Origin of the sequence: Paracoccus suum (assembly GCF_003324675.1) — a bacterium.
Taxonomy (GTDB): domain Bacteria; phylum Pseudomonadota; class Alphaproteobacteria; order Rhodobacterales; family Rhodobacteraceae; genus Paracoccus; species Paracoccus suum.
In genome coordinates this window covers 1685188-1703201 of the sequence record NZ_CP030918.1, presented here as the reverse complement: position 1 = coordinate 1703201, position 18014 = coordinate 1685188, and the positions used below count along the sequence as shown (strand labels likewise).

The following is an 18014-nucleotide window of genomic DNA, read 5'->3' as shown; positions in this document are numbered from 1 at the left end:
GGCTGTTGACAGTGATACAGGATAACAGTTAGGAGCGTCCATACCGTTATAACATAACACTCAGGTGCCAGATGCTCCCGCAGCCGTTTCCGATCAGATCACGTGCCCGCCGCGCCGCGCCCCTCTGGCTGTGCGGTGCCGCGCTGGGGGCGCTATCCTTGCCCGCTTCGGCGGCCGTGCCGCGCGTCGTGGCCGATATCACGCCGGTCCAGTCGCTGGTGGCGCGAGTGATGCAGGGACTGGGCGAGCCGGGATTGATCCTCCCGCCCGGCGCGTCGCCGCATGATCACGCAATGCGCCCCTCCGAGGCGCAGGCCCTCGACGGAGCGGACCTGGTGTTCTGGGTTGGACCGGCGCTGGAGCCCTGGATGGAAAAGCCGCTGACATCCCTCGCCGGCGACGCCAGGATCGTGCCGCTGCTGGACAGCCCCGGGACGGAAGTGCTGCCAGTTCGACAGGGCGCGAGCTTCGAGAAGCATGAGCATGGAGATGGCCATGCCGAGCACGGGGATGAAGCGCACGACCACGCCGCGGATGGTGAGGAAGCGCATGACGACGCCGAGGAGCCGCATGATCACGCCGCGCATTCGAGCGAGGAGCAGGACCGCGGGGCGCGGGCCGAGGGGGCGCGGGACCCGGTCGAACACGCCCACGAGCTGCACGACCACGCGGCCGATGCAGGCGGTGCAGACGCTAACGCGCATGCGGACGCAGAGGAGGTCGAGGGTCATGACCATGCAGACGAGACCGCGCATGATCATGACCACGGGCACGATGGGCGCGATCCCCATGCCTGGCTCGACCCCGACAATGCGCGCGTCTGGCTGGACGTGATTGCCGGGACCCTGTCGGAGATGGACCCCCACAACGCCGCCGCCTATGCGGCGAATGCGGCGGCCGGCAAGGCGGAGCTCGCGACCCTCGATGGCCAATTGAAGGCCGAACTCGCACCGCTGGCCAGCATGCCCTTCATCGTCTTTCACGATGCCTATCAGTATTTCGAGGCGCATTTCGGCCTCAACGCTGCGGGGTCGATCAGCCTGGCCGACGGCGCGGCGCCCGGCCCGGCGCGGCTGAAAGAGGTGCAGGACAAGGCCCGCTCGCTGCATGTCTCCTGCGCGTTTCGCGAGCCCCAGTTCGATCCGAAACTGATCGAGACGGTATTCGAGGGCCAGGACGTCAATATCGAGGTCCTTGACCCGCTGGGCGCGACGCTGACGCCGGGGCCGCAGCTCTATCCTGACCTGCTGCGCCAGATGGCTGCGGCGTTTACCGCTTGCCACGGCTGATCGGGAAATCATCGCCGTCCGGCGTGGCATAGGCGGCGCGAGACAAAGTAAACCCGCGTCACCCAAGGCGCGCAAAAGGGGCGGCCCGAAGAGCCGCCTCTGTCCCATTCCTGACCTTCCCATCATGGCTGCCCGCGGGCCAGAAGCGACGCGCTGCCCTGCAGCAGTGGCCCGCGGGCCTCGGCCAGGACTGCCAGCGAGCCGGCGCCGCCGGCCTCGCCGCTGCCGCGGATTGCGCCCAGCAGCATGGTACCGGCCTGGGATTCGCGGTGCCGGCGGCTGGCACCGGCGGCCGGTTTGCCGCCCGATTGGCCGGTCAGGTCCATGGCGAGTTGCTGCAAGCTTATCTCCTCGCCGGGCAGCGGCTGGGGCGGCCATTGGCCGGACGCTTTCGCAGCCAAGCCCTGTTGCCCCGGAGCCGTGCCATCAAGCGGCGCCTGAGCAAGTCCGGCAGATAACCCGATAGAGGGAAGCCCGTCATAGACGCCGGGTGCGGTACCGCCCGAGTTCGAACCACCACTGTCCAGCGCAACATTCAGGCCGCCGCCTTGTGCGCCGTCCGGCACGGGCACCTCGACCCCGAGACCCAGCGCGTCGGCCGGCATTGCGCCCCCGACCTCATCCGCGGGGGCCTGTCCACCGTCGAGGACGGTCTCCGGACCCGCGCTCGCAGTAACCTCGACGGCCCCGTGCCTCGCGGCGGAACTGCCGGACCCCGGCCCGGCACCCGCAATGCGGTGCAGCACTCCCACCAGACCGCCGGGCGTGACCGCGGCATCCCCGGCTTCGGCGGCAAAGCTGTTGTAAGTCTCGGGCGTGCCCATCAGCCCGGCCCAACCCCGCTGCTGCAAGCCGGCGCGCAACTCGTCAAAGCGTGCCAGATACTTCCGCGCATCCGCCGGCCGGCGCGAGTGGAACGCCCCCGCAGCCGCGCGCCAGTCGCCGCTTTCGTCATAAAGCTGGCGCAGGAAGCGGGCGGCGTAGCGGGCGTTCTGCACCGGGTCGAACATCTCTGACACCGAGGCGAACCCGGCGCCGTGCCAGCGATAATTCAGTTGAAAACACCCGATATCGAGGTTGCGCCGTCCTTGCGCCAGGCGGTCCTCGGCATAGGCAAGCGCCGGGCCGGGGGCGTCGAACCAGGTACCCTTGCCCTCTGCATTGACGCTCCACGCCCAAGGGCGCACGACGCCGTCCGCGCGGCGGCCGGTCTCGGTGAGGGTCAACGCGCCGAGGATGTCGGCCGGGACGCCGCTTTCAGCGGCCACTGCAATAGCCGCGCGCTCGCAGGCCGCCGCGGGTTGGCTAGCCGCCGTGCGCCCGGCCGAAAGAGCCGCGAGAAGCAAGGCTACCACGGCCAGCAAAATCGTCGAACAACGCACCAGATACACCCCGCGGAACGCGCGATCCCTAGCACCGAGGGGTTAAGATACCGTGCATTCCCGCCCCGCCCCGCGCACCCGGAAAAATGGACTGAATGATTGACACGTCACTGACATGATGCACGGCTAACGGGCAGGGGAGTTTCTTGAAGGAGGATTTGTCTTGCGGGTATTTGCTGTCGCCAGTCTTGCGGCCCTGGTCGCCACGCCGACCTTTGCGGCCACCGAAATCCAATGGTGGCACGCCATGGGCGGCGAACTGGGTGCGAAACTGGAAGAAATCGTGAAGGGCTTTAACGACAGTCAGTCCGACTATGTCGTTGTGCCCAGCTACAAGGGCAGCTACCCCGAGACGATGACCGCTGCCATCGCGGCCTTCCGCGCCAAGCAACAGCCGGCCATCGTCCAGGTGTTCGAGGTCGGCACCGGCACGATGATGGCTGCCAAGGGCGCGATCAAGCCGGTCTACCAGATGATGGCCGATGCCGGCGAGCCGTTCGATCCGGCGGCCTTCCTGCCGGCAGTCGTTGGCTACTACACCGACCCCCAGGGCAACATGCTCTCGATGCCCTTCAACAGCTCGACCCCGGTCCTTTACTACAACAAGGACATGTTCGAAAAAGCCGGCCTCGACCCCGAGACCCCGCCCAAGACCTGGGCTGAGTTCGAGGATTTCAGCGCCAAGATCAAGGCTGCCGGCGGCTCTGCCTGCGGGCTGACCTCGGGCTGGATCAGTTGGATCCAGACCGAGAACCTGAGCGCCTGGCACAACCAGCCCATCGGCACCGAGGCCAACGGCTTTGGTGGCACCTCGGCGCGCCTGACAGTGAATGGCCCTGTGCAGGTCAAGCACTGGGCCAACCTCAAGAAATGGGCTGACGAGGGCGTCTTCAAATACGGCGGCCCGACCGGCGGCGACAACGCGCCGCCGATGTTCTACAGCCAGGAATGCGCGATGTATATGAACTCGTCGGGCTCGCGCTCGGCGGTCATCGCGAACGCCAAGGACTTCAAGGTCGGCGTCGGCATGATGCCCTATTACGACGATGTGCCCGGCGCGCCGCAGAACAGCATCATCGGCGGTGCCACCCTGTGGGTGCTCGAGGGTCGTCCGGCCGAGGAGTACAAGGGCGCGGCCAAGTTCTTCACCTACCTGTCCAGCCCCGAGGTGCAGGCCGACTGGCATCAGGCCTCGGGCTATCTGCCGATCACTCAAGCCGCCTACGAACTGAGCAAGTCCCAGGGCTTCTACGACAAGAACCCCGGCACCGAGGTTGCGATCAAGCAAGTGACGCTTAACCCGCCGACCGAGAACAGCAAGGGCCTGCGCTTCGGCAACTACGTGCAGGTGCGCACCGTCATCGACGAGGAGTTCGAACAGTTGCTGGCCGGCAAGAAGGACGCGCAGGGCGCGCTTGACGCTGTCGTGTCGCGCGGCAACAAACTGCTGGAAGAGTTCGAGGCACAGAACAAGTAAGCGCCAATAAAGACCTGCCGCGGGGCTGGCATCGCGCCGGCCCCGCGCTTTTGCGAAAGCCCGACGATGAAGCGTGCACTCTTTGGCAACCGGCTGCTTCCGTGGCTGCTGCTGGCGCCCCAGCTTGCTGTGACCCTGATCTTTTTCATCTGGCCCGCGGCCCAGGCCGTCCGCCAAAGCTTTCTGCGCGAGGATGCGTTCGGCCTCAACTCCAGCTTCGTGGGGCTTGCGAACTACACAGCCCTGGCGCGCAGCCCGGAATACCTCAACTCCTTCAAGGCCACCGCGATCTTTGCAGTCTCGACCACAATGCTGTCCCTCGTCGTCGCATTGGTCATGGCCCTCGCCGTTGACCGCCTGATCCGCTCGGGGCGCTTTTACACCACGCTGTTGATCTGGCCCTACGCGGTCGCACCTGCGGTCGCGGGCATCCTGTGGTGGTTCATCTTCAACCCCACGGTCGGCATCCTGCCTTATGTGCTGAAGGGCGTCGGCTATGACTGGAATCACCTCTCGCGGCCACGCGATGCGATGATCCTGATCGTCCTCGCCAGCGCATGGAGCCGCATCAGCTACAGCTTCCTGTTCTTTGTCGCAGGGCTGCAGTCGATCCCGCAGAGTCTTTATGAGGCGGCCGCCATCGACCGGGCCGGGCCGCTGAAACGCTTCGTGACCATCACCCTGCCCCTGCTGTCGCCGACCACGTTCTTCCTGATGGTGGTCAACATCGTCTACGCCATGTTCGAGACCTTTGGCGTGATCGACGCCACCACCGAGGGCGGGCCGGCGCAGTCCACCAACATCCTGGTCTACAAGGTCTGGTTCGACGGCTTCATCGGCCAGAACCTGGGCAGCTCGGCCGCACAATCGGTGATCCTGATGCTGATCGTCATCGTCCTGACCGTCATCCAGTTCCGCTGGATCGAAAAGCGGGTGGCCTACTGATGGTCGAGGATCGCCCGTTTCTGAACTTCCTCGCCCATCTCGTGCTCATCTTTGGCGTCGCCATCGTCGCCATGCCGCTATGGCTGGCCTTTGTCGCCTCGACCCACGGGCCGAATGACTTCATGTCCGGCGTGGTGCCGATGTTGCCGGGGCCGAACCTGATCGAGAACTATGGCCACATGTTCAGCACCGGCGTCAGCAGCAGCGGCATGCCGCCGGTCGGGCGGATGCTCGGCAACAGCCTGATCATGGCGCTCTCGATCGCGTTGGGAAAGATCGCGATCTCGATCATATCCGCATTCGCCATCGTCTATTTCCGCTTTCCGTTCCGCATGGCAGCATTCTGGATCATTTTTGCCACGCTGATGCTGCCGGTCGAGGTGCGGATCGTGCCGACTTACAAAGTGGTCGCGGACCTCGGGATGCTGAACACCTATGCGGGCCTCTCGATCCCACTGATCGCCAGCGCCACCGCGACTTTCCTCTTCCGGCAGGTGTTCCTGACCATGCCGGACGAGTTGACGGAGGCGGCGCGGATCGACGGCGCGGGGCCGATGAAGTTCTTTCGCGACATCCTGCTGCCGCTGTCGCGCACCAATATCGCGGCGCTGTTCGTGATCATGTTCATCTATGGCTGGAACCAGTACCTGTGGCCGCTTCTGGTCACGACGAGCAGCAGCAAGTACACCATCGTCGCCGGCATCAAGCGTATGGCCGATGTCGCCGACGCGCAGCCGCAGTGGCATCTGGTCATGGCGACCGCCGTGCTGGCGGTGCTGCCGCCCCTGCTGGTGATCGTGTTTATGCAGCGCCTGTTCGTCAAGGGCCTGGTCGATACGGAGAAGTAACGTGGCGCAGATCACTCTTGACGGGCTCGGCAAGGTCTATCCTGGCGGTACCCGCGCGGTCGGCGATGTCGACCTCGACGTAGCCGACGGCGAATTCGTCGTGCTGGTTGGCCCGTCCGGCTGCGGCAAATCGACCTTGCTGCGCATGGTCGCGGGCCTCGAGGCTATCACCGACGGCACGGTCACCATCGGCGGGCGCGTCGTGAACGATGTCGAGCCGGCCGACCGTGACATCGCCATGGTGTTCCAGAACTACGCGCTCTACCCGCATATGTCGGTGCGCGACAATCTGGCCTACGGGCTGCGCAACCGCCGCACGCCCAAGGACGAGATTGCCCGCCGCGTCGACGAGGCCGCGCGGATGCTGCAACTTGGGCCCTACCTGGACCGCCGCCCGCGCGCGCTGTCCGGGGGACAGCGCCAGCGCGTCGCGATGGGTCGCGCCATCGTGCGCGAGCCGGCGGCGTTCCTGTTCGACGAGCCGCTCTCGAACCTCGACGCGAAACTGCGCGGCGCCATGCGGCTGGAGATCAAGGCACTGCAGCGCCGGCTGCGGACCACGGCCCTTTATGTAACGCATGACCAGATCGAGGCGATGACCCTGGCCGACCGTCTGGTGGTCCTGAACGCAGGCGCGGTCGAGCAGATCGGAACGCCGCTCGAGGTTTATCGCCGGCCCGCCTCGGTCTTTGTCGCGGGCTTTATCGGCGCACCGCCGATGAACCTGATCCCGACCGCCGCGCTGCCGCAGATGGGCTTGCCCGACGCGATCCTGGGCGTGCGCCCCGAGGACCTGGTTCCGGCTGCGGGCGGCCCGATCGAGTTGACGATCACCGCCATCGAAGAACTGGGACCGCAGCGGCTGGTGCATGGCACGGTCGCCGGCGAGCCGTTGGCCGTGACGCTGCCACCCGACATGCCGCTGTCCGACCGCCTGCAACTGCGCGCTGATCCCGCGGCGCTGCATCTGTTCGACGCCCTGACCGGCAAGCGCCGCGAGGGCGTGCCGGTGCCGCAGATGGCGGGCGTCTAGGCGGCACGGGGGACGTCCCGGCATGGTCGGGCGTCTGGGGCGGGCCATTGGTCCGCATCCTAAACCTGCCCAGCACCCCGCTTCCCTACGCATGAGGCCGGCCCCAAGGACCGGCCCTCGCGCCTCGCAACCTGCCGGGCTGACCAGCCCTACCCGACCCGATAGTTGGGCGATTCCCGCGTGATCTGCACATCATGGACGTGGCTTTCCTGCAGGCCCGCGCCGGTGATACGGACGAACTCGCAGCCGCCCTTCATGCTCTCGACGGTGGCGTGGCCGGTGTAGCCCATCGCGGCGCGAAGGCCGCCAACCATCTGGTGAATGACCGCTGCGACGGACCCCTTGTAGGGCACCTGCCCCTCGATCCCCTCGGGGACCAGCTTGTCCGAGGCGGCGTCCTTCTGGAAATAGCGGTCGGCGCTGCCGCGGGCCATGGCGCCAAGGCTGCCCATGCCGCGATAGGATTTGTAGGATCGGCCCTGGTAGAGGATCAACTCGCCCGGCGCTTCGTCGGTGCCGGCTATCGCGCTGCCGACCATGGCGCAGGACGCCCCGGCGGCAATCGCCTTGGCGAAATCGCCGGAATACTTGATGCCGCCATCGGCGATGATGGGAACGTCCCCCGCGCCCGAGGCTGCGTCCATGATCGCCGTCAGTTGCGGCACGCCGACGCCGGCGACGATGCGCGTGGTGCAGATGCTGCCGGGCCCGATCCCGACCTTCACCGCATCGGCCCCCGCGCCGATCAGCGCCCGGGTCGCCTCGGCCGTGGCGACGTTGCCGGCCACCACCTGCACGTTGTTCGAGAATTGCTTGACCCGCTCGACCGCCATGGCGACGCCTTCGGAATGGCCATGGGCGGTGTCGATCACTACCATGTCGACCCCGGCCTCGATCAGCGCGCAGGACCGCTCGAACCCCTCGTTACCGACGGTCGAGGCGGCAGCGACGCGCAGGCGGCCCATCTCGTCCTTGCACGCCTGCGGGTTCAAGACAGCCTTTTCGGTGTCCTTCAGCGTCAGAAGGCCGGTCAGCTTGCCCTGCCCGTCGGTCACCAGCAGCTTTTCGATCCGCCGGGCCTTCATCAGGCTCTTGGCGCTCTCAAGATCGGCCGGCTCGTCCAGCATGGCGAGGTTGTCAGAGGTCATCATGACCCGCACCGGGGTCGCATCGTCGCTGGCAAAGCGCATGTCGCGGTTAGTGACGATACCGACCACCCGGCCCGCCCCGTCGACCACTGGAAAGCCGGTCACATTATATTGGGCCTGCAACGCCTTGGCATCGGCCAGCGTCTGGTCCGGGGACAGGGTTATGGGGTTGAAGACGATCCCGCTCTCGAACCGTTTCACACGCCGGACTTCGTCGGCCTGCGCCTCGATCCCGAGGTTGCGGTGAATTACCCCCAGCCCGCCCGCCTGGGCCATGGCAATCGCCATGCGGCTCTCCGTGACCGTGTCCATGGCCGAGGACAACAGCGGGATGTTCAGCCGGATGTTGCGGGTGACAAAGGTCGCGACATCCGCGCCGGCCGGCAGCACGGTTGATGCAGCCGGCACCAGCAGAACATCGTCGAATGTCAAAGCCTCTCGAATCTGCATGGCGCGCTCCGTGCATGGGTCCGTTTGGCGGTTTGCTGTTTCACGCACCGGGGGCGAAGTCCAGCGGCGATCGGCGGGTTTGGAAGCCCTGGCCGTTGCGGCGCCGCAACGCCGCCAGCGGGTTGCGAAAGCCGACGCGGCGTCACGCCACAGTTGTGATTGACCGAAAGACCTGCCGCCGGGCAGCCTGTCTGAACGCGCGTCGGCGGAAAGATGCCATGCGCGCAATGGGAGGGACATTAATGAAAACGACCCTGGGTAGCGTCGCGGCATTGCTGATGACCGCTGCACCACTGTTCGCCGGCGGGATCGAGCGCGCGCCGCAATCGATCAACGCGATCTTCGAGCCGGGCAACTATGCCGAGTTCAGCTTTGGCCATGCCAATCCGCGGGTCGATGGCACTGATGTTGCCGGCTTCCGCACGGGCAGCGTGGGCAAGAGCTACAGCTTTGGCGGGTTCGCCTACAAGACGCAGATCAACGATCACTGGTCTGCCGCCTTTCTGGTCGAGACGCCGTTCGGCTCTGACGTGGTCTACCCTGCGGGTCGCTCGGTCGTGCTGGGGGGCACGAAGGCCGAGGTCTCTTCGGCGACGTTCACAGGGATCGTCCGCTACAAGGCCGACAACAACATCGGCGTTCACGCCGGTATCCGCGCCTCGCGCGCCAGTGGCACCGTCGATCTGGTCGGCGCCGGCTATGGTCCACTGTCAACCTATCGGGCCGACCTGGACACCAGTTGGGGCACCGGCTGGCTGGCGGGCGTATCGTGGGAGCGGCCGGACATCGCAGCCCGTGTCTCGCTGACCTACCAGTCGGAAATCTCGCATGATTTCGACACCAACGAATCGATCACCTCGCCGCTGGCGGGTGGCGCGCGGGTACCGCTGGGCGGCCAGACCACAACCGAGGTCACGACCCCGCGTTCCTGGAACCTCGAGGGGCAGACGGGCATCGCCGCCGACACGCTGCTGTTCGGCTCGGTCCGGTGGGTCAAATGGTCCGAGTTCAAGGTCAAGCCGGCCTTCCTGACCGTCCCGCCGCCGCGCGGCGCCGGCATCACCGAGGGCATCGTTTCGCTGGATGACACGATCACCTACACCCTCGGCGTCGGGCGCAAGTTCAACGACAACTGGTCGGGTCTGATGGCCGTCGTCTACGAGCCCAAGAACGACGAGCCGCTGTCGCCCCTGGCCCCCTACAACGGCCGCAAGGGCATCTCGCTCGGCGCCAGCTACACGCAGGGCGCGATGAAGGTAACCGGCATTGTCAGCTATTCGCGGCTGGGCGACGCGGCGGTCGGCCGCGGCGAGACGACCTATGCGAACATGAAGGACAACTCGATCCTCGGGGTCGGGGTGCGCGTCGGTTACTCGTTCTGATCGGCTCAAGCATGAGGAATGCGCCGCCCCGAAAGGGCGGCGCTTTTTTTGACCTGGCCCTGCGGCGCTTGGACCCGCGCCCCCAAAGCTGGCAATAAGGCAAACCCCGCCAACCCCACGGCTGATGGCGCCAATCCCGCTTGCGGGGATTACCCCTGCGGGTGGACAAGCCGGCGCAGCACACCTGCCCGCGTCACCCGGCCGCCGCCCTCGAGCGGCAGGGCCTCGACTTCGCCCAGCGCCTGCATCACGTCGCGGGCCGGCAAGTCGCGCGGCAGCGCCGTGCCAGCGGCCTCGCCATCCTCAGCCATGTCGGTCGCGGTCAGAACGCCGATCGGGTTCATATTGGCCACGAAGTCCTGGACATAGCCGTTGGCGGGCGCAGCCACGATGTCGCGCGGCGTGCCGAACTGGACGATGCGTCCGCCCTCCATCAGGGCGATGCGGTTGCCCAGCTTAAATGCCTCGTCGAGGTCGTGGCTCACAAAGACGATGGTGCGCCGGGTGCGGGCCTGCAATTCCAAAAGCTCGTCCTGCAGCCGGGTGCGGATGAGCGGATCGAGCGCGCTGAACGGCTCGTCCATCAGCAGGATCGGCGCCTCGGTCGCAAAGGCGCGGGCGAGGCCGACGCGCTGCTGCATGCCGCCCGACAGATCGCCGACCCTGCGATCGGCCCAGTCCGACAGCCCGACGGTCTGCAACTGGGCATCGGTGCGCGCGGCGCATTCGGCCGCGGGCACACCCGCAAGTTCCATCCCCAAGCCCACATTCTGGCGCACGGTGCGCCACGGCAGCAGGCCGAATTGCTGGAACACCATCGACACGCGGTTGAGGCGGATCTCGCGCAGGCGGGCGCGGTTGGCGGCCGTCACGCTGACCATTCCCCCGTGCCCGTCGCTGATCCGCACCTCGCCCCGGCAGACCGGGTTCAGGGCGTTGACCGCGCGGAGCAAGGTCGACTTGCCGCTGCCCGAGAGACCCATCAGCACCAGGATCTCGGCCTCGGGAACGGTCAGGTCGCAGTTGTGAACGCCCAGCACCTGTCCGGTGCGGGCCTTGATCTCGGCCCGGTCGAGGCCGCCGTCCATCAGGGGCAGCGCCTTGGCAGGGTCGTTGCCAAACACAATCGAGACATTGTCGAACACCACGGCAGGCGGGCGGACGTCCGGCGTTGCGGGAGGTGTGCTGGCATCCATCATGACCGCTCCATCCGCAGCATCCGGTCGAGGATGATCGCCACCACGACGATGATGAATCCGCTTTCGAAGCCCAACGCGGTGTTCACGCTGTTCAGCGCCCGCACCACGGGCACGCCCAGACCGCTGGCCCCGACCAGCGCGGCGATGACCACCATCGACAGCGACAGCATGATCGTCTGGTTCAGGCCCGCCATGATCTGCGGTAGCGCCGAGGGTAGTTCCACCTTCCACAGCAACTGCCGCCCGGTGGCGCCAAAGGCTCGTCCCGCCTCGACCAGCGCGACCGGGGTCGAGCTGATGCCCAGATGGGTCAGGCGGATCGGCGCGGGCAGCACAAAGATGACGGTGGCGATCAGGCCCGGCACCATGCCGATGCCAAAGAACACGATGGCCGGGATCAGGTAGACAAAGGTCGGCAGGGTCTGCATCAGGTCCAGCACCGGCCGCATCGCCTGAAAGAGGCGCGGACGATGGGCCGCGGCGATGCCCAGCGGCACGCCCAGCGCCATGCACACCACGCAGGCCGACAGCACCAGCGTCAGCGACTGCATCGTCTCGTCCCAGTAGCCTTGGTTGAGGATAAACAGCAGCCCCAGCGCGACGAGGATGCAGGTGCCGATCCGCCTCTGCACCGCCCAGGTGATGCCAACGGCAATGGCGATCAGGATGAAGGGATGCGGCGTTTCCAGCAGCCACAGCACCCCCGCGATCAGGTGCTCGAGCGCGCTGGATATGGCGTCGAACACCGGCGCCGCGTGGCCTTTCAGCCAGTCAAAAGCGGCCTTTGCGGTCTTTCCGACGGGTATCTTCCATTCGGTGACCAAATTCATCAACGGGTCCGCCATCACGCCCCCCCTTGCGGAAAGTCGAAATGGTTGCCCGTGGCCCTCTGCGGGCCTGCGGCACAGGGTGGTTCGCGCAGGTCCCCCAGACCCCTGACCTCCGGCGCGGTCAGCAGGGTCTTGACCCTGCGCAATGGGCCCCCGCGGACGGCTGCGGTTGTGCCGGGCCGGGCGCGCCCGGCAACAGCAGCGCCTCCGGACCATACCAGCAGCGCGACGGGCGCCGTCGGAGGGAGGGACGCCGGCCTGTCCAGCCCCGCCATCAGCCCCCCAGCGCGGCGGTCAGCGCGGCCTTCGCGTCGCCACCGTCGAACGTCGTGACATCCTTTAGCCAGGCGTCGGCAACGCCTGGGTCGGCCTTGAGGAAATCGGTCGCAGCGGCGGCCGGGTCCATCCCGTCGTCGAGGATCTTGCCCATGACCGTGTTTTCCATCGGCAGGGTGAATTCCAGGTTTTGCAGGAACTTGCCGACATTGGGGCATTCCGAGACATAACCTGCACGGGTGTTGGTGCGCACCTCGGCGCCGCCGAGGTTGGGGCCGAACACCTCGTCGCCGCCGGCCAGGTAAGTCATCTTGTACTTCGTATTCATCGGATGCGGCTCCCACCCGAGGAAGACAATCGGCTTGCCCTCCTGATCGGCGCGGGCCACCTGCGCCAGCATCCCCTGCTCGGAGCTTTCGACCACCTCGAACCCGCCGAGGCCGAACTTGTCGTCCGCCACCATTTCCAGCAGCAGGCGGTTGCCGTCATTACCCGGCTCGATGCCGAAGATCTTGCCGCCCAGAGCATCCTTTGCGCCGGCGATCTTGCTGAAGTCATCCAGTCCCAGCGCGGCGCCAGGGGCATTCGTCGCCAGAGTGTACTTCGCCCCGGTCAGGTTGACCCGCACCGTGTCGACGGTCTTGGAGTCGGCATAGGGTTTGAGGTCCGCCTCCATCGTCGGCATCCAGTTGCCCAGGAACACGTCGATATCGCCGGTGGACAGGCCCGTGTAGGTCACCGGAACCGACAGGACCTTGACCTCGGTGTCGTAGCCCAGCGCCTTCAGCACGGTCGTCGCAAGCCCGGTCGTGGCACTGATGTCGGACCAGCCGACATCGGCAAAGGTGATCTTCTTGCAACTCGCGGGATCGCCAGCCGCGGCGGGGCCAGCCAGGGCGGCGAGCGCGACAAGGCCGAGGCCGATCTTGCGGCGGATGGGCGAAAGGGACATGCCAGTCTCCACGTTTTTGTTGATTGACGCGCCAATCAATGGCGCGCTAGCAGCGAAATGCAACCAATTTTGCCCGAGGGAACGACGTCCATGCCCAAGCTTGGGGCCGAGCCTATCCGAAAGGCGGCATTGATCAATGCCGCGATCGAGGCTGTGGGCCGCGCCGGCACGCTCGACGTGACCGTCGCGCAAATCGCGCGCAGCGCGGGCATGTCGCCGGCACTGGCGCATCACTATTTCGGCTCCAAGGACCAGATCTTCCTGGCCGCCATGCGTCATATCCTTGGGAATTACGGCCGCGCGGTGCGCAGCGCCGGCACGGGCGCGGCGCAGCCTCGCGCGCGCCTTGACGCCGTCTTGCAGGCCAGTTTCGACGCGGAAAACTTCAGCCGGGACACCGTTGCCGCCTGGCTGAACTTTTACACGCTGGCGCAGACCAACCCCGAGGCGCGGCGCCTGCTGCGGGTCTATCATGGCCGCCTGCGGTCCAACCTGCGCGCCAGCCTGCGGGCCCTGACCCCGCGCCCCGAGGCGATTGCCGAGACGCTGGGCGCGCTGATCGACGGCGTCTATCTGCGCGCCGCCCTCAGCCCCGACCGAATCGACAGCCGCGCCGCGCTGGCGCTCTGCGCCAACTATCTCGACGAGGCCCTGCGCTGATGAAACCGGACCGTGACATGATCGCTCAACCAATGGCGAGCCACTGGATCGACGGCCGCGCCGTCGAGGGCACCGGACCCGCGTTGGAGGTCCGCTTCCCCTATGATGCCAGCGTCATCGCTACCCTGAATGAGGCCGCCGCCCCGCAGATTGAGGCCGCCCTCGCCGCTGCCGCCCGCGCGCAGCCTGAATGGGCGGCGCGCCGTCCGGTCGAGCGCGGCCGCATCCTGACCGAGGCTGCGCGCCTGATTCGCGCCCGCGCCGAAGAGCTGGCACAGCTTGAGACGCTGGATACCGGCAAGCCGATCCAGGAAACGCGGGTGGCCGACTGGCCCTCCGGCGCGGATGCGCTGGAGTTCTTTGGCGGCCTTGCCGCCGCGATCACCGGCCAGCACATCCCCTTGGGCACCGACTGGGCCTATACCCGGCGCGAGGCGCTGGGCGTCTGCCTCGGCATCGGCGCGTGGAACTATCCCAGCCAGATCGCCTGCTGGAAAGCCGCGCCTGCGTTGGCGATGGGCAACGCGATGGTCTTCAAGCCGTCCGAGGAAACGCCGCTCGGCGCGTTGAAACTGGCCGAAATTCTCGCCGAGGCCGGGCTGCCGCCCGGGGTCTTCCAGGTGCTGAACGGCGGGCGCGATCTGGGCGCGGCACTTCTGGGCGATCCGCGCATTGCCAAGGTCTCGCTGACCGGTTCGGTCGAGACCGGACGCAAGGTCTATGCCGAGGCCGCCAGCGGCATGCGCCATGTCACGATGGAACTGGGCGGAAAATCCCCGCTGATCGTGTTCGACGACGCCGATCTGGAGGATGCGGTCGGCGCGGCGATCCTGGCGAATTTTTATTCGACCGGACAGGTCTGCTCGAACGGCACGCGGGTTTTCGTCCAGGAGGGTATCGCCGAGCGGTTTCTGGACCGCCTCGCCGCGCGAGCGGGCGAGCTTGTCGCCGGCGATCCGCGCGACGAGGCAACGCAACTCGGCCCGCTGGTCTCGGCCGGGCACGCGGCCAAGGTGCGTGCGGCGGTCAATGCCGGCATTGCCTCTGGCGCGCGGTTGGTCTGCGGTGGCCCCGGCGACGGACCCTTCGTGCCGCCCACCGTGTTTGTTGCCGATGACGCCAATCCGCTCGCAACCAGCGAGATCTTCGGCCCGGTGCTGACCGCGCTGACCTTTACCACCGAAGAGGAGGCGTTGGCGCGCGCGAACGCCCTACCCTTTGGCCTCGCCGCCGGTGTCTTTACCCGCGATCTGGCCCGCGCCCACCGCGTCGCCGCCGGGTTCGAGGCGGGCACGGTCTGGATCAACGCCTATAACCTGACCCCGGTCGAGATGCCCTTCGGCGGCGTCAAGCAATCGGGCATCGGGCGCGAGAACGCGGCCGCCGCGATCGAGCATTACAGCCAGGTCAAGACCGTCTATGTCGGCATGGGCGGCGTCGAGGCCCCGGTATGAGCGCCGGATTTCAGCCCCGCGCCGATGTCTCGGCCGACTACGTCATCGTCGGCGCGGGATCGGGCGGCTGCGCGCTGGCTTATCGCCTGACCGAGGCCGGCCACACCGTCGCCCTGATCGAGGCGGGTGGCAGCGACGCTGGCCCCTTCATCCGGATGCCGGCGGCGCTGAGCTATCCGATGAACATGCGCATCTATGACTGGGGCTTTCAGTCCCAGCCCGAGCCGCATCTGGGCGGCCGACGCCTTGCGACGCCGCGCGGCAGGGTGCTGGGCGGCTCGTCCTCGATCAACGGCATGGTCTATGTCCGCGGCCATGCGCGGGATTACGACCACTGGGCCGAGGTCGGCGCGGCCGGCTGGGGTTATGCCGACGTGTTGCCCTATTTCCAGCGCATGGAGAGTTGGCACGGCCCCGAGGACGCGCCCGACGCCGCCTATCGCGGCCGCAGCGGGCCACTGCACGTTACGCGCGGGCCGCGCAGTAATCCGCTGTTCAACGCCTTTATCGCCGCCGGGGCCGAGGCCGGCTACGCCGTCACCGACGATTACAACGGCGCCCGGCAGGAGGGGTTCGGTCCCATGGAGGCGACCATCTGGCAGGGCCGCCGCTGGTCCGCCGCCAATGCCTATCTGCGCCCGGCGCAAAAGACCGGTCGGCTGCGGGTGATCCGCGGCTTCGCGGCGCGCGTCACCTTCGACGGCCGGCGTGCCACTGGGATCGCGATGGCCGGGGGCGGCCGGATCAAGGCCGGGCGTGAGGTGATCCTTTCGGCCTCGTCGATCAACACCCCCAAGCTGCTGATGCTGTCGGGCATCGGCCCGGCGGCGCATCTGGCGGCGCATGGCATCCCGGTTCTGGCCGACCGCGCGGGGGTCGGCGGCAACCTGCAGGACCATCTGGAAATATACATGCAGTTCGCCGCCAGCCAGCCGGTGACGCTGTTCAAGCACTGGAACCTGTGGGGCAAGGCCCGCATCGGCGCGCAATGGCTGGCCACGGGACGTGGGCTCGGCGCGTCGAATCAGTTCGAGGCCTGCGGCTTCATCCGCTCGGCCGCAGGGGTCGAGTATCCCGACATCCAGTATCATTTCCTGCCGCTTGCCGTGCGCTATGACGGCAAGGCGGCAGCCGTGGGTCATGGGTTCCAGGCCCATGTCGGCCCCATGCGGTCCAAGTCGCGCGGCACCGTACGCCTGTCAGGCCCAGCCCCCGAATCCGCGCCCGAGATCCGCTTCAACTACATGAGCCATGAGGACGACTGGCGCGATTTTCGCCGCGCCATCCGCCTGACGCGCGAGATCATGGGCCAGCCGGCAATGGCGCCCTTCATGGGCGGCGAGATCCAGCCGGGGGAAAATCTGCAGAGCGATGCAGCGCTGGACGATTTCCTGCGCCAGCATGTCGAGAGCGCCTATCACCCCTGCGGCACGGCCCGCATGGGAGCCGTCAGCGATCCGCTGGCGGTCGTTGACCCCGAAGCGCGGGTGATCGGCGTCGAGGGGCTGCGGGTGGCCGACAGCTCGGTCTTTCCGCGGGTCACCAATGGCAACCTGAACGGGCCGTCGATCATGGTCGGGGAAAAGGTCGCCGATCATATTCTTGGCCGCGGCATGCTGGCGCCTTCGAACCTGGGCCCGGAGATGCCGCAGGATTGGCGGGTGGCGCAGCGCTAGGGCGCCCCGCGGCGCCTCAGGCGCCCTTGGCAACGTCGATCGGCGGCGTGATGGGGCTGCGCCGCGCCGCCTCGCGCCAGGTGATGTAGCTGACCGCGCCGATCATCAGCCCCCCGCCGAGGATCACGAACAGGTCCACCTGATCGCCAAACACAATCGTGCCCAGCAGGCTGGCCCAGATCAGTTGCAGGAAGGTGACCGGTTGCGTCACCGTCATTGGCGCCACGGCAAAGGCCCGAGCCATGAAGTAATGGCCGAGGCTGCCCATTCCTGCCGCCAGCAGCAGCCATCGGTAGTGCCACGGTTCCGGCGGCACCCAGACGGCGGCGGCAATCGGCGCAAGCGCCAGCGTGACCGTGGCGGTCATCATCGCCACGGCGACTGCGGGCGAGGTGCGCTCGACCAGCCGCTTTGCGATCAGATAGCTCGCGGCGAACATCGCCGCCGCGCAGAGCTGCGCCAGATGGCCGCTGCCCAGCGCCCGCAGGCCGGGCCGCAGCACGATCAGCATGCCGACCAGCGCCACCCCGATCGCCACCATGCGCCGCCAACTCAGCCGCTCGCCCATCAACAGCGCGGCGCCGATGGTGACGAGGACGGGGTTGACGTAGCCAATGGCCGTCACCTCGGCGAGCGAAATATGCGCCATCGCGTAGAACCACCCGATGACGCCAAGGCAGTGCAGTGCCCCGCGCAGCGCAAAGCCGGCCCAGAGGTCACGGGGAAAGCCGCGGCGCAGCGCCGGGATCAGCGTGGGTAGGAACAGCGGCAGGCCAAAGGCAAAGCGTAGGAACGCGTTCTCGGCGGCCGGCAATCCGGTGCCGAGATGGCGCACAATGCCGTTCATGGCCACGAAGGTCAGGCCGGTGGCGAGCATCCAGCCGACACCGATAAGGTCATTGCGGGGGGTCTGGGGTGCTTGCGCCATGTCGCCGACCTGCCGCAGGCCGCTGACGGGGGCAAGGGGAGGCGCGCATCAAACCTCTGGCCGCGCAGAAAATCTGGCGCCACGC

General features: G+C 67.1%; 15 protein-coding genes. 9 read left to right on the top strand and 6 right to left on the bottom strand.

Annotation, left to right across the window (positions count from 1 at the left end):
- Nucleotides 1-71 precede the first annotated feature (71 nt).
- Complete coding sequence (locus DRW48_RS08270; RefSeq protein ID WP_114075997.1) at nt 72-1289, top strand: zinc ABC transporter substrate-binding protein; 1218 nt, start codon at nt 72-74, stop codon at nt 1287-1289.
- Between the two features lie 122 nt (nt 1290-1411).
- Here the strand turns inward: DRW48_RS08270 and DRW48_RS16280 are convergent, their stop codons facing one another.
- Nucleotides 1412-2557: a lysozyme family protein gene (locus DRW48_RS16280; protein ID WP_241963209.1), complete on the bottom strand. Its 1146-nt coding sequence runs from the start codon at nt 2555-2557 to the stop codon at nt 1412-1414.
- 277 nt (nt 2558-2834) lie between these two features.
- Between DRW48_RS16280 and ugpB the strand changes: the two genes are divergently transcribed.
- From ugpB to ugpC, 4 genes are all read left to right on the top strand, one after another.
- Nucleotides 2835-4148, top strand: a complete 1314-nt coding sequence (gene ugpB / locus DRW48_RS08260; protein WP_114075996.1) for a sn-glycerol-3-phosphate ABC transporter substrate-binding protein UgpB — start codon at nt 2835-2837, stop codon at nt 4146-4148.
- A gap of 66 nt (nt 4149-4214) precedes the next feature.
- The gene (ugpA, locus tag DRW48_RS08255; protein ID WP_114075995.1) at nt 4215-5093 is read left to right on the top strand and encodes a sn-glycerol-3-phosphate ABC transporter permease UgpA; all 879 of its coding nucleotides are present in this window, start codon (nt 4215-4217) and stop codon (nt 5091-5093) included.
- Nucleotides 5093-5941 (top strand): sn-glycerol-3-phosphate ABC transporter permease UgpE, encoded by an 849-nt coding sequence (gene ugpE / locus DRW48_RS08250; RefSeq protein WP_114075994.1) that lies wholly within the window; start codon nt 5093-5095, stop codon nt 5939-5941. Before ugpA ends, ugpE begins: the two co-directional genes overlap by 1 nt.
- Nucleotide 5942: 1 nt before the next feature.
- Complete coding sequence (gene ugpC, locus DRW48_RS08245) at nt 5943-6974, top strand: sn-glycerol-3-phosphate ABC transporter ATP-binding protein UgpC (RefSeq protein ID WP_114075993.1); 1032 nt, start codon at nt 5943-5945, stop codon at nt 6972-6974.
- A gap of 149 nt (nt 6975-7123) precedes the next feature.
- Here ugpC and guaB read toward each other — a convergent pair whose 3' ends face one another.
- Complete coding sequence (guaB, locus tag DRW48_RS08240) at nt 7124-8572, bottom strand: IMP dehydrogenase (RefSeq protein ID WP_114075992.1); 1449 nt, start codon at nt 8570-8572, stop codon at nt 7124-7126.
- 242 nt (nt 8573-8814) lie between these two features.
- Between guaB and DRW48_RS08235 the strand changes: the two genes are divergently transcribed.
- Nucleotides 8815-9954, top strand: coding sequence for an OmpP1/FadL family transporter (locus DRW48_RS08235; RefSeq protein ID WP_114075991.1), 1140 nt, complete (start codon nt 8815-8817; stop codon nt 9952-9954).
- Nucleotides 9955-10103: 149 nt separating this feature from the next.
- Here DRW48_RS08235 and choV read toward each other — a convergent pair whose 3' ends face one another.
- The 3 genes from choV to choX all read right to left on the bottom strand — a co-directional run bounded on the left by choV (nt 10104) and on the right by choX (nt 13211).
- Nucleotides 10104-11153: a choline ABC transporter ATP-binding protein gene (gene choV / locus DRW48_RS08230; RefSeq protein WP_241963208.1), complete on the bottom strand. Its 1050-nt coding sequence runs from the start codon at nt 11151-11153 to the stop codon at nt 10104-10106.
- Nucleotides 11150-11983, bottom strand: a complete 834-nt coding sequence (choW, locus tag DRW48_RS08225) for a choline ABC transporter permease subunit (protein WP_114077452.1) — start codon at nt 11981-11983, stop codon at nt 11150-11152. Before choW ends, choV begins: the two co-directional genes overlap by 4 nt.
- Nucleotides 11984-12257: 274 nt before the next feature.
- Nucleotides 12258-13211: a choline ABC transporter substrate-binding protein gene (gene choX / locus DRW48_RS08220; protein ID WP_114075989.1), complete on the bottom strand. Its 954-nt coding sequence runs from the start codon at nt 13209-13211 to the stop codon at nt 12258-12260.
- A 90-nt stretch (nt 13212-13301) separates the two neighbouring features.
- Here choX and betI point away from each other — a divergent pair, with 90 nt between their 5' ends.
- From betI to betA, 3 genes are read left to right on the top strand one after another with little or no spacing between them, the layout of a single operon-like run.
- Complete coding sequence (gene betI / locus DRW48_RS08215; protein ID WP_114075988.1) at nt 13302-13871, top strand: choline-binding transcriptional repressor BetI; 570 nt, start codon at nt 13302-13304, stop codon at nt 13869-13871.
- A 17-nt stretch (nt 13872-13888) separates the two neighbouring features.
- Nucleotides 13889-15325 (top strand): betaine-aldehyde dehydrogenase, encoded by a 1437-nt coding sequence (gene betB / locus DRW48_RS08210; protein ID WP_114077451.1) that lies wholly within the window; start codon nt 13889-13891, stop codon nt 15323-15325.
- A complete protein-coding gene (betA, locus tag DRW48_RS08205; protein ID WP_114075987.1) occupies nt 15322-17001 on the top strand; it encodes a choline dehydrogenase in 1680 nt (559 codons plus the stop codon). Before betB ends, betA begins: the two co-directional genes overlap by 4 nt.
- A gap of 16 nt (nt 17002-17017) precedes the next feature.
- Here betA and DRW48_RS08200 read toward each other — a convergent pair whose 3' ends face one another.
- Nucleotides 17018-17929 (bottom strand): DMT family transporter, encoded by a 912-nt coding sequence (locus DRW48_RS08200; protein ID WP_241963207.1) that lies wholly within the window; start codon nt 17927-17929, stop codon nt 17018-17020.
- Nucleotides 17930-18014: the final 85 nt, after the last annotated feature.